Origin of the sequence: Salegentibacter flavus (assembly GCF_900115145.1) — a bacterium.
In the GTDB taxonomy this organism is placed as follows: domain Bacteria; phylum Bacteroidota; class Bacteroidia; order Flavobacteriales; family Flavobacteriaceae; genus Salegentibacter; species Salegentibacter flavus.
Genome location: NZ_FOVL01000001.1, coordinates 227,733 through 243,396 on the forward strand (window position 1 = coordinate 227,733; position 15,664 = coordinate 243,396).

The 15,664-nt window shown below is 40.5% G+C and carries 10 protein-coding genes; 4 read left to right on the forward strand and 6 right to left on the reverse strand.

The window, feature by feature from the left end:
• The first annotated feature begins 64 nt into the window (after positions 1-64).
• The 4 genes from BM266_RS01090 to BM266_RS01105 all read left to right on the forward strand — a co-directional run bounded on the left by BM266_RS01090 (position 65) and on the right by BM266_RS01105 (position 4,508).
• Positions 65-928 carry a pseudouridine synthase gene (locus BM266_RS01090; RefSeq protein ID WP_093404788.1) on the forward strand — a complete coding sequence of 288 codons (864 nt, stop codon included), beginning with the start codon at positions 65-67 and terminating at the stop codon, positions 926-928.
• 288 nt (positions 929-1,216) lie between these two features.
• Positions 1,217-2,620: an arginine decarboxylase gene (locus BM266_RS01095; RefSeq protein ID WP_093404791.1), complete on the forward strand. Its 1,404-nt coding sequence runs from the start codon at positions 1,217-1,219 to the stop codon at positions 2,618-2,620.
• A gap of 48 nt (positions 2,621-2,668) precedes the next feature.
• The gene (gene speB / locus BM266_RS01100; RefSeq protein WP_093404793.1) at positions 2,669-3,544 is read left to right on the forward strand and encodes an agmatinase; all 876 of its coding nucleotides are present in this window, start codon (positions 2,669-2,671) and stop codon (positions 3,542-3,544) included.
• Positions 3,537-4,508 carry a deoxyhypusine synthase family protein gene (locus BM266_RS01105; RefSeq protein ID WP_093404796.1) on the forward strand — a complete coding sequence of 324 codons (972 nt, stop codon included), beginning with the start codon at positions 3,537-3,539 and terminating at the stop codon, positions 4,506-4,508. The genes speB and BM266_RS01105 overlap by 8 nt, the downstream gene beginning before the upstream one ends.
• Positions 4,509-4,542: 34 nt before the next feature.
• On the opposite strand, the gene mptB is transcribed toward BM266_RS01105, so the two are convergent.
• The 6 genes from mptB to BM266_RS01135 all read right to left on the reverse strand — a co-directional run bounded on the left by mptB (position 4,543) and on the right by BM266_RS01135 (position 15,571).
• On the reverse strand, positions 4,543-5,892 hold the full coding sequence (gene mptB / locus BM266_RS01110; protein WP_093404799.1) for a polyprenol phosphomannose-dependent alpha 1,6 mannosyltransferase MptB: 1,350 nt from the start codon (positions 5,890-5,892) through the stop codon (positions 4,543-4,545).
• Between the two features lie 11 nt (positions 5,893-5,903).
• Entirely contained in the window at positions 5,904-7,370 is a 1,467-nt protein-coding gene (locus BM266_RS01115; protein WP_093404802.1) for a cellulose synthase family protein, read from the reverse strand.
• On the reverse strand, positions 7,370-8,062 hold the full coding sequence (locus BM266_RS01120) for a glycosyltransferase family 2 protein (protein WP_093404804.1): 693 nt from the start codon (positions 8,060-8,062) through the stop codon (positions 7,370-7,372). Before BM266_RS01120 ends, BM266_RS01115 begins: the two co-directional genes overlap by 1 nt.
• Before the next feature lie 125 nt (positions 8,063-8,187).
• Positions 8,188-9,870, reverse strand: a complete 1,683-nt coding sequence (locus tag BM266_RS01125) for an OmpA family protein (protein ID WP_093404807.1) — start codon at positions 9,868-9,870, stop codon at positions 8,188-8,190.
• A 12-nt stretch (positions 9,871-9,882) separates the two neighbouring features.
• The gene (locus BM266_RS01130; protein ID WP_093404809.1) at positions 9,883-10,824 is read right to left on the reverse strand and encodes a PorP/SprF family type IX secretion system membrane protein; all 942 of its coding nucleotides are present in this window, start codon (positions 10,822-10,824) and stop codon (positions 9,883-9,885) included.
• 25 nt (positions 10,825-10,849) lie between these two features.
• Positions 10,850-15,571, reverse strand: coding sequence for a T9SS type B sorting domain-containing protein (locus tag BM266_RS01135; protein WP_093404811.1), 4,722 nt, complete (start codon positions 15,569-15,571; stop codon positions 10,850-10,852).
• Positions 15,572-15,664 lie beyond the last annotated feature (93 nt).

Consider the following 15,664-nt stretch of genomic DNA (forward strand, 5'->3'; position numbering starts at 1 on the left):
TATTATTCTTTTTATAATTTAGTTAATCTGTACTTATACAGTACCTTTGCAAAAAATTAGCGCTATGAGCAGAAACGATAAATCTTCAGATGGAAAATTCAGCGGAAGACAAGGTGGTGGGCAACGAAAGAAATCTTATGCCCGGGGGAATGCCCCTATAAAAAAGGCGGGAGACAAAACTTCAGCTAAACCCACTTCAGCTAAATCAACCGAAAAGACTGAGGGGATCAGGCTCAATAAATACATTGCGAATTCCGGGATCTGTTCCCGTCGTGATGCCGATATCTATATTTCATCTGGTAATGTTACGGTTAACGGGAAGGTTATTACCGAGATGGGGCATAAAGTCAAGCTTACCGATGAGGTTAAGTTTGACGGCAGAACCCTGAATCCCGAAAAACCCGAATATTTTTTACTGAATAAACCTAAAGGGGTTTATGTGACCGGAAGTATGGAAAAAGGCGGGAAAACCGTGATGGAACTAATGGCCAAGGCAACCAAATCAAAACTTGACCCTGTTGGGAAACTCGATACCCAGGCAATGGGATTGTTACTTTTTACCAACGATGGTAGTCTTGCCAAGAAATTAGGGAAACCTAAGAATGGGATAAGACAGATCTATCATATAAGTCTTACCAAGCCACTCTCACCGGAACATCTCGATAAGATTAAAGCCGGGGTGATTCTCGAAGACGGTAAAGTTAAGGTGCAGGATGTTAGTTATATTGCCGACAGGCCGAGAAATGAAGTTGGCCTTGAAACCAACTCTACGAAAAATCACGTGATCCAACGTTTATTTAAAAGTATGGGTTACGAGGTAGAAAAACTTGATCGTGTAGTCTTTGGTGGACTAACAAAAAAAGACCTGCCCAGAGGTCGTTTCAGAAGGCTTACAGATCAAGAGCTTATAAATCTTGGAATGCTTTAAAAAAAGTTATTCCGTATTAAGTTTTTTAATATTTTTAACCCGGATTTTTCTATAGAGAACCGGGTTTTTAATTTTATAAATCTTCTAATGTATAAGCATAATTGACAAATTTTTGGCCTCACTTCTCCGGAAGTTTACCGGCTTTTCCGGAATATTTCTTATTTGGCCGAATTTCAGGCCTGAAATTATCACCTGAAAAATTCATCTTAACAAACTTTTACCAATCAAATCTTTTGATGCGGTAATATTATCCCTAATTTCTACCTTCAAAACTCTTAAACCACTCCATTGAATACCAAATACAGCGATTTAATAGACCAGACCTACTATTTTCCTCAGGAAGAATTTACCCTGGATGATAATGAACTAAAGTTTCACGGAATTGACCTGATGGAACTTGTGCGTAAATACGGCGCTCCCCTTAAATTTAATTACCTGCCTAAAATTTCTGACAATATCCAGAGAGCAAAAAAATGGTTTGCCAGCGCAATGGAAAAACATAATTATAAGGGCACCTATAATTATTGTTACTGCACCAAGAGCTCCCATTTTGAACACGTTTTGAACGAAGCTTTGAAAAATGATATCCATATTGAGACTTCTTCAGCCTTTGATATAAATATCGTTGAGAATTTAAAGGCTAAAGGGAAGATCACCGACGATACTTATGTGCTTTGCAATGGCTTTAAAAGGGATGAGTATATCGAGAATATAGCCCGGCTTTTGAATAATGGTCATAGGAATTGTATCCCTATCATCGATAACTACGAGGAAATAGACCTACTTTCTGAAAATATAGATGGCAAATTTCCTATTGGGATAAGAATTGCTTCTGAAGAGGAGCCGAAATTTGAATTCTATACTTCCCGGCTGGGAATTGGATATAAGAATATTGTGCCTTTTTTCAATAAACAAATTAAGAATAATGATCAGGTTGAACTGAAGATGCTCCACTTCTTCATCAACACCGGAATTCGCGATACGGCCTATTACTGGAACGAATTGATCAAATGTTTAAAAGTTTATATCGCTTTGAAGAAGGTTTGTCCAACGCTGGATAGTCTTAATATTGGTGGTGGGTTTCCGGTGAAGAATTCTTTGCATTTTGAATACGATTATGAGTATATGGTAGATGAGATCATCAACCAGATAAAAATGGTCTGTGATGATGCCGAAGTAGAAGTGCCTAATATTTTTACCGAATTCGGAAGTTTTACGGTAGGTGAAAGTGGTGGCGCTATTTATGAAATTCTGTATCAGAAACAGCAAAATGATCGGGAAAAGTGGAATATGATCAATTCATCATTTATTACCACCCTGCCCGATACCTGGGCGATTAGTAAGAAATTTGTGATGCTGGCCTTAAACCGCTGGAACGATGAATATGAAAGGGTTTTGTTGGGCGGATTAACTTGTGATAGCGACGATTATTACAACTCAGAGCAAAACGTGAACGCGATCTATCTTCCGAAGTACAAAAAGGATAAACCGCTCTATATCGGGTTTTTCAACACCGGGGCTTACCAGGAAACCATTGGAGGTTTTGGTGGTTTGCATCACTGCCTGATCCCGCAACCCAAACATATTCTCATTGATAAAGATGAAAATGGAAATATCACGACAGAGTTGTTCAGCAAACAGCAGAATGCAGAAGATATGTTGAAAATTCTTGGCTATAACAATGGCAACTAAATTTTTTATAACTTTATACAACTAACTCTTATTCAATCAAGTTTTACAATGAACAAAAAGAATTACGCAGGGATACCAGATAAGTATTCTCGCATAGACGATGCTAAAGTGGTGTTAATTCCTGTTCCTTACGATGGAACAAGTTCCTGGCAGAAAGGCGCAGATAAAGGTCCGGAAGCTTTTTTAGAAGCTTCAGAAAATATGGAGCTTTATGACATTGAAACACGAAGCGAGGTTTACAAAAAAGGAATTTATTTAGCTCCTCCTGTTTCTGAGAATTCTTCTCCCGAAAAGATGGTGGAAGCCGTTCATAAGACTGTAAAGAACTATATAAAACAGGATAAATTTGTAACTATTTTTGGGGGAGAACATTCTGTCTCTATCGGAACCATTCGTGCATTTAACGAAAGTTTCGAAGATCTTACGGTAGTTCAGCTAGATGCTCACGCCGATCTTAGACCGGAATATGAAGGTTCATCCTGTAATCACGCCTGTGCGGTACATGAGGCCAGTAAAAAGACAAACCTGGTACAGGTTGGAATTCGTTCAATGGATGTTTCAGAAGTAGAGCATATGGACGAGAACCAGGTGTATTTCGCACACGATCTATACGAAGACTGGATGGATGATGCCATTGGCCAAATGACCCCAAATGTTTTTATTACCATAGATCTGGATGCGTTAGATCCTTCTATTATGCCTTCTACCGGAACCCCGGAGCCTGGCGGACTTTTTTGGTATGAAACCCTGGAATTCCTTAAGTTGATGTTCAAAAAGAAAAATGTAGTTGGTTTTGATATCGTAGAACTTTGCCCGAATGAAAATGAAAAATCATCTGATTTTCTTGCGGCAAAACTTTATTACAAGATGTTGAGCTACAAATTCAAATATTTAAATCATAACCACGAAGACGAAGATGAGTAAAGGAGCGATTTCGCAATTCATAGAAAAATATTATTTACACTTTAACGCTGCCGCCTTGGTAGATGCGGCAAAAGATTACGAAAAGCAGTTGCAGGGCGGTTCAAAAATGCTGGTTTCTCTCGCAGGAGCTATGAGTACTGCCGAGATTGGTAAAATTTTCGCCGAGATGATCCGCAAGGATAAAGTGCATATCGTTTCCTGTACCGGGGCCAATCTGGAAGAAGATGTGATGAACCTGGTGGCGCATTCGCATTACAAACGTGTGCCTAATTACCGCGACCTCACTCCGAAAGATGAGTGGGGTCTGCTGGAAAAGGGCCTTAACCGGGTTACCGATACCTGTATCCCCGAAGAAGAAGCCTTTAGAAGAATTCAGCATAGAATCGTGAAGATTTGGAAAGATGCTGAAGAAAAAGGCGAGCGCTTTTTCCCACACGAATTCCTTTATAGATTATTGCTTTCCGGGGCTTTGGAAGAGCATTACGAGATTGATATCAAAGATTCCTGGATGTATGCTGCGGCCGAAAAGAATTTGCCAATGGTAGTTCCCGGATGGGAAGACAGCACCCTGGGAAATATTTTCGCTTCCTACGTACTCAAAGGTGAGCTAAAAGCAAGCACGATGAAATCGGGTATAGAATATATGACCTTCCTTGCCGACTGGTATACCGGTAATTCTAAAAACGGAATCGGTTTCTTCCAGATTGGAGGAGGAATTGCCGGCGATTTTCCTATTTGCGTGGTGCCTATGTTGTACCAGGATATGGAAAGAACCGATACGCCTTTCTGGAGTTATTTCTGCCAGATTTCGGATTCTACAACCAGTTACGGATCATACTCGGGAGCTGTGCCTAATGAGAAGATCACCTGGGGAAAATTGGATATCGACACGCCGAAACATATTATAGAAAGTGATGCTACGATAGTGGCGCCATTGATATTTGCCTATTTACTGGATATGTAAGTAGTAATTTGGAGTATAAACAAGAACCTGTAAGTTAAATTACAGGCTTTTTTGTTTGAAATTCATTTTTGAAGATCTCATAAATTAAATAACCAAAAACCGGAAGATATTCTACCGCCAAAAGCCAGGAATTTTCTTCAAAACCGGGATTGGAATATGCGAAATAGCTCATAAAGACCAGCCCTATCCATAAAATCATAAAACGATATTTTGTAAAAACAGATAATAGTAGGGGTGTGGCCAGATACCAGGGATGTACCGTAGTAGAAAGAAAGAGGTATGCAGTTATTCCAAAAAGCATCGAAGTGATTAAAGTTGTAGTTGATCTATTTCTTCGGAAAAACGCGAGCCCCAGAATAATTAAAAGGGTTAAAACCGGTAAGATTTTTCCCGCGGCAGCGATAATGTTATAGCCTTTCAGCTCAAAACCAATCCAGCGAATGAGATAATAGATACTCGCATTGAATTCAAATTTCTGAAACCAAAGTCCGATACTGGCTGAAAAGTTGGAGATCAGTTCAGAAGAAAGAAAGGGAAGAAAAGTCAGCAGGACTGTTATCGCTACTGTAGCATAATAAAACCATAATTTCTGGATTTTAAGCTGTTGATTCTTTCGAAAATAATTCCAGAGCAGCGGCAGAAACATAAGCGGAATCAATTTCACCGAAACTGAAATTCCCAGCAGAATTGCACTCATTAGCCATTTTCCTTTGTGAAGTAAATAGAGTGAGAAAATGATGAAAAACAGCATTACCCCTTCAAAATGCATGTTTCCGGTGAGCTCTATAATGATAAATGGATTCAGGATAAACCAAAAGATCTGATGCTGCGGAAGACCGAAATCCTGCAACAGTTTCCTTCCGAAGAAAAGCGTCCCTAAATCGGCCAGGATGATTAATATCCGCATTATTATTACCGATCCTAAAATCGATTTCCCGCCTAACAACGCCGATACAGCAAAAATCAATTGATTAACCGGGGGATAACTGGTGAAATTGTTTTGACTTAAACTTCCCATTCCCTTGTAAAGTTCAGTCCAAATTCCTTGAAAATTTCCAATCAATTCAGAAGGTTTGAATAAATAAGGATTGATTCCCTCGAGAATGAGGTTTCCGTCCCAAATAAAGCGATAGAAATCCTGGGTGAGGTTGGGCAAGGCCAAAAGAAAAATAAGTCTGTAGAGGAGCGCTAAACCGGCCAGGAAACAAAAATTGGTTTTCTCAAGCTGAATTAGTCTGAAGCTTATAAAAAACAATCCGCCATAAAGGCCTATGAGTTTTATAAAATCATTGCGTTCAAGGTTGAAAGCGAAGGAAAAATAAAATGCGATGCCGGTTATGGCGATGAGGAGACTGAATCGGTGGTTTTTAAAAAACTCCTTCATCTTTCCGGGGACTAAGTTCGAATCGTTTTAAAAACTACAAAGCCAAAGCCCAGGAACAACATTAAATGGAAAATCGCCAAACTAAAATCATTCAGTAAAAAAGCGCTGTAGAGTCCGAAACCGAAATACAACCAGAGCCCAAATTCCAGCAATAATTGCGGACTTATCGTCCGACTTAAATATATGTTGTTCTTCCAGTTCTGGTTGGCCGAATTAATATTGAATTTAGGAGTCCTGATAAAATCCGATCTTTTTCTTAAATGACCTTCCAAAACAGCGATAGAATTATGAAGCGAAAAGCCCATCGCCACCGAGAAAAAACTGAAGAACATCCCGATAAACTTCAATAGACTTTTAAATCCGCTGCCGTGAATTTTTTTCCAGGCCGCGTAATAACAGAAAAAGAAAATGATCGTACTAAGGAGAAAAACTCCCAGCCAATTGAAATACCAAGAAAATTGGGGATTCTGACTTTTAATATACAAAACTGGAACGCTTAAAACTGCCAATAGCAGCACAATTAAAAACATACTGGAATTGAGCAAATGAAAAAATCCGTGGAATTTGGTGTTGAAAGAAGCTGATTTGTCGTTCAATAGCTTTTTATAATTTTTTCGGAAGTTCTCGGCCGCTCCTTTATTCCACCTGAATTGCTGTGATTTGGCTGCGCTAATGGCCACCGGGAGTTCGGCCGGGGTTTCTACGTCTTCAAGATATTTGAATTTCCATTTTTTAAGTTGGGCGCGGTAACTTAGGTCAAGGTCTTCGGTTAGGGTGTCACCGCTCCAGTTACCGGCATCGAGAATACATTCTTTACGCCAGATGCCCGCCGTGCCATTAAAATTGATGAAGTGACGGCCAAAATTTCTTCCGGTTTGTTCCAGGATAAAATGAAAATCGAGTGCAAAGGCCTGGATTTTGGTCAGCCAGGAATAATCGCGGTTTATATGGCCCCATCGGGTTTGTACCACTCCAATTTCAGGATCTTTGAAATAGGGGACGGTTTGTAGGAGCCAGTCTTTTTTGGGTAAAAAATCGGAATCAAAGATCGCGATAAGGTCTCCTTTCGCGATTTTCAAACCTTCTTTTAAAGCTCCTGCTTTAAACCCGGTCCTGGATTCCCGGCGAATGTGTTTGATATCTAAACCGGCTTCTTTTAAGACCGAAACTTTTTCAGCGATGAGGGCAATGGATTCGTCGGTGGAATCGTCGAGCACCTGGATCTCCAGCTTATTTTTTGGATACTGAATTTTTGCAATATTATCGAGTAAGTTCTCCACGACATACAATTCATTATACAGTGGTAGTTGTATAGTAACTGCTGGGATTTGGGTAGGATCACTCAAATTATATTTTTCAGAAGTGTCTACCTTTTTTTGGGCTTTCCGGTAATTCAGTAATAGTTGAAGCTGGGAAATGCTGTAGATGAAAATTATCAGCAGGGAGAGGGAATATATGATGAGAATTGCAAGCTCCATTATTTAAAACTGTATTTGAAGATCCAGCCCAGGATCTTTACTCCTGCAAAGGTAGCACCTTTCACCGTGCCCGAAACCTTTGAGGTGCCAATGCGGTTTTTATATTTTACTGGAACTTCGGTGTAAGTATAATTTTTTTTGAGGGCTTTCAACTGCATTTCCACCGTCCAGCCATAGGTTTTATCTTCCATCTGCAGGGCAACTAATTTCTCATATTTAATGGCCCGGAATGGGCCAAGGTCGGTGAACCGGGCTCCGAAAAAAAGTTTCATCAATGAAGTGGCCAGCCAGTTTCCAAAGATCTGCGGACTGGTCATTGAGCCTTTTTCTCTTAATTCCTTCTTCCTTGCGCCGATGACTAAATCTATTTCATCTTCCATAATTGGGGCTGCGATTTTGTTCAATTCTTCTGGATAATCGCTGTAGTCTCCATCAAGAAAAACAATGATATCTGGCTTCGGATTTTGACTTGCGACATAATCCATTCCCTTCAGGCAGGCATAACCATAGCCTTTTCTTTTTTCTAAAAGTACAGTGGCCCCGGCTGTTATTGCATTTTGTTCGGTTGCATCGGTGGAACTGTTGCTTACCACAATAATTTCCTTAACTAATTCGGGAATTTCAGCAATAACCTTTCCTATGGATGCTTCTTCGTTATAGGCCGGGATAATAACTTTTATAATTGGAGGCATAGGTCTATTTGCTGGAATACAAATATAAGTTTGGGCAGGGGCTTCTCCATAAAAAATCGGAAATAAAAAAGCCCCGGAATTTCCGGGGCTTTTAAAGGTTGGTTAGTTAGTATTCTAAGTTGGAATTAGTTTTCTTCTACTTCTTCCTCATTGATTTCGTAGTCGTCTCTATCTTCAGGTTCACCTTGCTCGTTCATAATAGTGAACTCACTTCTACGGTTTTTAGCGTACTGCTCATTTGTACAACCTGTTGGTTCGGTACAATCGTTGAGCGGCATGCTCTCACCATAACCTTCAGAAGTTAATCTGCTACGGTCAATTCCGTTTTCTACAAGATATTCTAAGGTAGAAGCTGCACGTCTCTCAGATAGTTCCATGTTATATTCATCAGAACCTCTGGCATCTGCGTGAGAACCTATTTCGATGTTGATAGTTGGATACTTATTCATAATATCAACAACTTTATTTAGAGTAGGTTTAGATTCGTCTTTAATAGTTGCTTTATCAAAGTCGAAGTAAATGTTTCCTACACCTCTAAGTTGCTGTCTTCCGGTTTCAACGTTAGTCTCTCTATCTTCGAATTCAACTACAGGAGGTTCATAATCTTCGCGGTTAAACAGGTAAAGGTTGTCCGTACCTCTTCGGTTAGAGGCAAAGTAACCTTCCTCGTCACCTTCTTTAATTACAAAGGCGAAGTCATCACGACCTGAGTTTACTGTAGCTCCAAGGTTTTGTACTTCTGAAAAATCTCCTTCTGTTCTGAAGACATCCAGGTTTCCATATCCCTGATGCCCATCTGAAGCGAAATAAAGTACATTCTCTTCGCTTATGAAAGGGAATTGCTCCCGTTGTGGAGTGTTAACTCCCGTTCCAAGATTTTGCGGAGTTCCGTAAGTTCCGTCTTCATTAATATCTACTACATAGATATCGAAAGAACCTTCAGATCCTGGCATATCACTGGCAAAGTAAAGTTTGCTTCCATCTGCACTAAGACTTGGGTGCTCGGTAGAGTACTCATCGCTAGTGAATGGAAGAGCTTCGATGTTGGTCCAGGCCCCATCTACCAATTCAGCACGGTAAAGTTTAATGTGCGCTACTCTTACACCTTCTTCGTTTTTAACTCTTTTTTCGCTGGTGCGATCAAAAAACATTACAGTACCATCCTCGTTAAAGGTGGCAGAACTTTCGTGAGAATCAGTATTGATATCCTCAGAAAAAAGGAGGATATCCACTAATTCACCTTCGTCAGTCATTTCGGCGCTGTAAAGGTCTAGAGTAGGTTTTTTATTCCACGGATAAATAGGACGCTCCTGATTTCTGGTGGAAGCGAATACAATACGGTCTCCCATATAAGCTATTCCGAAATCTGCGGCAGCACTATTATTCATGATTTGATCGGTGGTGTAAACATGAGGGGCGATGGTATCGAGTTCTCTCTGGAATTCGTCAAAATTAACGTCATTTCCAGAAAACTCACTCATATGCTCATCGGCCTCTTCGTGCTCACCAACACCTCTTAAGGCGTGGGCAAATCTGAAGCGGTATTCAGGAGCTACTTCAGCTTCGTGTCTAAGGAAAAGCACTCGATAGGTTTCAACTGCATCTTCCATTTGATTGGTGTAGAAATAGGCATCACCAAGGTTTTGCAAAACCTCCTGATTCTTATCTACAACCTGCTCGTAAGCATCTGCGGCATCAATAAGAGCTCTTTGAGCAAAAAGCTTGTCGCCTTCTTTTATCTGGGAGCTCTGCCCAAAGGCAGTGATGCTTATCAGTAATAATAAAAGTGTACTATATATATTTTTCATGTCTTGCTGTTTTTAGAAGAATCTAGGTGATTTGTCGTATCCTTTTGTAAGGCCGAAGAGATCGATGTCCCATAATAACATAACCTCATGGGTTCCTCCCACGTTGTACCCCAGAAAATCTGAAGTAAAATGATCGTAGGCGTAACCAACCCTTAAGGCAGGAGTGATCTTAAAGTTCACAAGTCCTGTAATGGTTTCGTTAAACCTGTACCCGATTCCTGCTTCCAGTCTGTCATAGAGAAGAACATTTGCAGTAACATCTACAGCTAATTGCGCACCTTGAACAGCTCTTGTCATAAAAGCAGGCTTTAGGCGTACATCCTGGCTGATATCAAATACATATCCACCGGTGAGGTAGTAGTGTATTTCTTCTTTGCCCAAGGCTTGGAGGCCTTGTTCGTTTTCAATGTATTTTGAAGTAAAGAGGTTAGGGGCAGAGGCACCTAAATAATAATTGTCTCCAAACCAGAAGGCTCCAACTCCAAATACAGGAAATACTTCATTTACGTCTTGCAGCGCGGGATCACCCGGATCTACTACGCTAAGACCGGAAAGGCTTGCATCAAAGGTGGTTAATCCCCCTTTAATACCAAATGATATCTTACTTGATTGTCCAGCCGGAAGTACATAAGCGAAATCGGCAGAGATATTGTTTTCTTTTACAATTTCACCAATTTCATCGTGCACTACGGTTAGACCTAGTTCTACGCGTTCACTTACAGGTGTGTGAGCGAAGAAGCTGAAGGTGCTTGGTGCACCCTCAACATCCTGCCATTGAGACCTGTAAATACCACCTAGATTAAGCATACCGGGATCATCGGTAGCATACCCTGGGTTAATGACACTCATATTATACATATACTGAGTGAACATTGGGTCTTGCTGAGCCATACCTTTAATAGAGAAAAGGATAATGCCCGCGAATATTAGATATTTTGTGATTGTTATTTTCATTTCTTTCTAGTGTTTATCCTTTTGATTATCTACTTAAGTATACTTTACCTTGTTTTGGTTCGGTACTTCCGTCGCTGAAATCAATCACGTAGAAGTAAACACCTACAGGTAACACATCATCTCCAAAGGAACCAGATTGGTTAGAGGTTCCATCCCATGCAGGAGTGGAAGCATTTCCTTTGTAAATTACATTACCCCATCGGTTAAAGATCTCAATAGAATAGTTTGGATATTCATTAGTGATATTTTCAATAATGAAGGTATCGTTCCTGCCGTCTCCGTTTGGAGTAATTGCCTCCGGATAAAGGATAGGACAGTTCTCAACAGATACGGTTACAGCCAGTCTTTGTGAACTTTCACAGCCGGTTTCTCCGGTAAGAGTAGCATAGTAAGTTCCTGAAGTTAGCGTAGTAGAAGTGCCAAGAGCATTGGTTCCATCTTCTGAATCATACCAGGTGATATCCCCGCTTTCTACTATTTCTGCAGTAAGCTCTGCTATGGTTGGATTATCGGCATCACAGAACTCAAGATTTGTTGAGCTGATTGTTGGTGCCGGAGAATCGTTAACGCTTACCGTTACTTCTGTAGCTTCAGATTCACATCCGTTTTCAGAAGTTACTGTTAGATAGTAAGCACCATCTTCAAGCACATCTTCAGCAGCTACCATTGTGGTAAGGTCTGCATCGGCATACCAGGTTTGTCCTTCTGCCATTGGCAGATCGGCTCCTGTTGCCATCTCGATCGCACAGAAAGCATCCAATTCAGGAGCTGCCGGCGCGTCAGGCACTTCGTTTACAGTTACAGTTAGGATTGAAGTTGCAACTCCACATTCGTTGATTGGCTCAACAGTATATGTCACATCATAAGATCCTGCACCCATCGCACTTGCATCGAACATTCCGTCTACAAGAACTTCATCATTATAGGTGAATTCACCATCAGTTGAAGCCTCTGCATCAAGGAAGTTATACAAATCCTGCTCTCCATCAGTTGCACAGAAATTGGCAGTCATATTTTCACCTGCAGTTACAGTTTCTAGGACAGTGATCGTGAAAGTAGCAGAAGCTTCTCCTGTAACACAAGGTGAAGTTTCATCTAAAGTATAGGTTACTTCAAATTCACCTGCACCAGTTGTAGATGGACTGAACATTCCGTCTTCATAACCTTCAAAGTAGCCATTGGTATCGGCACCTTCAGGTAAGAAAGAGAACATATCCTGATCGTCATCGATGGAACAAAGAGTCACATCATCGATCGGATCGATCTCAGCTGGGATTGATTCATATACGGTGATTGTAAGATCAACAGAAGCTGAACATTCACCCTCAGTAAGTGTATAAGTGGTAGTAAAGTCACCAATATTATCGTCATTATTGTAGGCGTCCATTAAATCAAGAATTGATGGGCTAAAAGTTCCATCTCTTGACACACCTTCGTCTAACATGTTAAGGTAAAAACTTCTTACGGAAGCCTCGGTTGGGAACATTCCAGCTACAATTTCTGCATTACAGATAAATTCCTGGTTATCATTTCCAACGAAGATGTCTCCTATTACCTCAACGGTAAACTCAACAGAATCTTCACCAGTCACACAATCTACAGATTCATCAACGATATAAGTATAGGTATAAGTTCCTTCTCCTAGTTCAGATGGACTGATTGTGCCATCGAAATCTTCGAAATATCCATTTGGATTTGCACCATCACTTAGGTAGTCATATAGATTTTGATCCCCTTGTGAAACACAGAAAGTCAATTCTACGTTCTCACCAGCGTTGGCTTCCTCAAGATTATTAATAGTTAAGGAGATATTTGCTGAATCTTCGCAGTTATCATTAGAAACCGTATAAGTGGTTTCAAATGTAGCGCTCGGAGAATCCGGTGTATTAACGTATGCAATAATATCAGCTGCAAGGCCGGATAAAGCAGGATCAAATTCACCATCCTGATCCACACCTTCTACATCCACAATAGAATTGAACCAATCTAAAGCGGCTTGTGGGTTTGCAATCATTTCTTCGGCTTCGGTGATGCAGATTGTCTCAGCAAAATCTTCTCCTGCATTTGGAGCTTCAAAAACTTCAATACTAAATGCAGCAGTATCCTCTCCTTCAACACAAGCAGAAGAATCGTCTACAACGTAGTTGAAGTCATAAACGCCAGCTCCTTGTTCTGATGGACTGAATATGCCATCTTCGTAACCTTCGAAATATCCATTTGCATTGGCGTCTTCACTAAGGAAACTGTAAAGATCCTGATCTTCTTCGTTTGAGCAGAAGGTGGTGGCGAAATCGTCACCTGCATTTGCTTCTATAGCTTCAATCACCCTAATAGTAAGTTCGGCGGAATCTGAGCATTCTCCATCTTGCAGAGTGTAGGTAGTGGTGAAATCACCAAGACCATCCTCATCATCCTGATAGATATCTGCAAGTTGGGCAGGAGTAGGACTAAAAGTTCCCGTTCTGTCCACCCCTTCGTCTAGCATTGAAAGAAGATATTTTCTTATCTCGTCTACACTTGGGAAAGTTTCCTGAACATCGGTTTCGCATACAATAGCGATATTATCGCTTCCGGCATTAGCATCTCCTTCATTAACATTGATAGTAAATGTTGCAGAAGCTGTTCCGGTAACACAAGCGACTTCATCAGTAACGCTATAAGTGATCACATAAGTACCTTCACCTTCTACTGAAGGGTTGAATACACCATCTTCGTAGCCTTCAAAAACTCCGTCTTCATTAGCGTCATCGCTAAGGAGTGCGTATAAATCCTGCTCTCCTGCACCAGTACAATAAGTAACGGTTTGCCCTTCACCTGCATTGGCTTCGATAGTTGGAATTATTCTTATAGTAAGCTCGAAAGATTCGTTGTTTACCGTATACGTTGTTGTGAAATCACCAAGGCCATCCGCATCATTCTGAAATTGCGTTACCATTTGATCAATGGTAGGATTGAAAGTTCCGTTGGTTGGAGTTCCTGATGGCAATAAAGCTAGGTAGTATTTTCTAACTTCGTCATTGCTAGGGAATGTTTCCTGAACATCGGTTTCACAAACGATACCTACAAATGGTTCATCTGTAATAGGTTGTTCTGCTATTATAACTGTAAAGTTTAATATCTCGCAGGAATTTCCTAAATAAGAAACAGTATAATTTCCTTCAGGATTTCCAGGATCCAAATCAGCAAAGGCTACTTCTAAAGCAGGATCAAAATCGCCATCCTCTGGAACTCCATCGAAATAAGGGGCGAATCTACTGGAAACTTCATTTAGCGCCTCCTCTGCTGTCATCCCTTGAAATTCAGAAGGATCGATATTTATTGTGATGTTTTCTTCATTTACCTCGTTCACTTCTAAAGTGAAGGTAGCTTCATCGGAACCATTAACACAGGAATTATCTTCATTTACAGAATAAGTTATAGTATAAGTTCCTTCTCCTTCAGCTGAAGGATTGAAAATTCCATCCTCAAAAGGAGCAGAAAATTCACCGGTTTTAATGGCGTCATCACTTAAAAAGCTGTAAAGGTCTAAATCTTCATCTTGAGTAACGCAATATTCAGCGGAATAATCATCACCTGCTTCGGCATCCTCAGCTGCGATTACGGAGATAGTAAGGTCCACTGAATCTGAACAGTCATTTTCACCAATGGTATAGGTAGTAGTGAAATCACCTAGACCATCTGTATCATTTTGAAATTGACTTACCATTTGTGAAATACTCGGGCTGAAAGTTCCATCTGTCGGTACTCCATTCTCTAATAAACTCAAATAGAAATTTTCAACTGCATTTTCTGAAGGGAAAGTATCCTGAACGTCCGTTTCACAAATAATTCCTGCGGCATCTGCACCGGCATCAGGACCTTCTACAATAGTTACGGTCACCTCCGCTCTATCTGTAGCAGGAGTCTCACAAGGAGGGAAGATATCATTACGATCGTTCACGACCTGAGAGGCAAAATAATCTTCCCCATTAATTAGTTCAACATCATCTGCAAGAGGGCTACTTGAAGTAGCGCTTCTATACCATCTTATGGCCTGAGTGTTATCTTCGGTGCCTGCGGCAACAAGATCTGCTACTGTTGCGCCTTCACAAAAAGTTTGAGTCGGTTCAGCAACTGGAGTAAGAGCTTCCGTAGGATTATATCCTACAGCAGCTCTAGTTGAAGGACATTCGCCGTCTACAGAAGATACCTGGGCAACATAATAGCTTTCTCCTGGGACTAATTCTTCCGTTCCTACGGCGATTTGCTCTCCAAATTCTGAAGTATAAACTACGATCGAATAGTTATTTCCAGCATCAACTGTAAACAAAGCTTCAAGATCATCCGCAGTAAAATTTGAAGATAAACAGGGTGATAAGGTAAAGTTGTTTTGTCCAGGGAATAATGAGTTGTCCGGAGTGTCGGCCGAAGTTACAGTAACTTCAACAGCAACACGGTTACAAACTTCTGTAGTGCTTCCTACATAGTAAGTAGCTGTAGATAAAAGTTCATTAGGATCAATAGGCTGCGTGTCATTCACAGTATCAGCACTTTCAAAGATAGCGGTGTTTGTGCCACCGGTGCTTTTAATTTCATCTACTGTAGATAGGTAGCAGAAAAATTGTTGATTACCGGCTGTGCCAATATCATCATCGTCTACAGTGGCGCAATCGTTAGCTTGCCCAAACGAGGGCAAGGTTCCAATTAACATAACAAAGGCGAAAAGGAACCAATTCGTTCCCTTCCTCCCAAAAGTAAAATTTTGCATAGGCTAGGTGTTAATTTTAAATATTAGATTATAAACTGATTTAAGTAGCACAAATATTAAAATTATTTTTAACATTGGCAGTCTTATTGTATG

Excerpts from the sequence above, each read along its gene's own strand:
- BM266_RS01125 (WP_093404807.1), bottom strand. The coding sequence starts at position 9,870 with ATGAAAAATATATATAGTACACTTTTATTATTACTGATAAGCATCACT.
- speB (WP_093404793.1), top strand. The coding sequence starts at position 2,669 with ATGAACAAAAAGAATTACGCAGGGATACCAGATAAGTATTCTCGCATA.
- mptB (WP_093404799.1), bottom strand. The coding sequence starts at position 5,892 with ATGAAGGAGTTTTTTAAAAACCACCGATTCAGTCTCCTCATCGCCATA.
- BM266_RS01135 (WP_093404811.1), bottom strand. The coding sequence starts at position 15,571 with ATGCAAAATTTTACTTTTGGGAGGAAGGGAACGAATTGGTTCCTTTTC.
- BM266_RS01090 (WP_093404788.1), top strand. The coding sequence starts at position 65 with ATGAGCAGAAACGATAAATCTTCAGATGGAAAATTCAGCGGAAGACAA.
- BM266_RS01120 (WP_093404804.1), bottom strand. The coding sequence starts at position 8,062 with ATGCCTCCAATTATAAAAGTTATTATCCCGGCCTATAACGAAGAAGCA.
- BM266_RS01105 (WP_093404796.1), top strand. The coding sequence starts at position 3,537 with ATGAGTAAAGGAGCGATTTCGCAATTCATAGAAAAATATTATTTACAC.
- BM266_RS01130 (WP_093404809.1), bottom strand. The coding sequence starts at position 10,824 with ATGAAAATAACAATCACAAAATATCTAATATTCGCGGGCATTATCCTT.
- BM266_RS01115 (WP_093404802.1), bottom strand. The coding sequence starts at position 7,370 with ATGGAGCTTGCAATTCTCATCATATATTCCCTCTCCCTGCTGATAATT.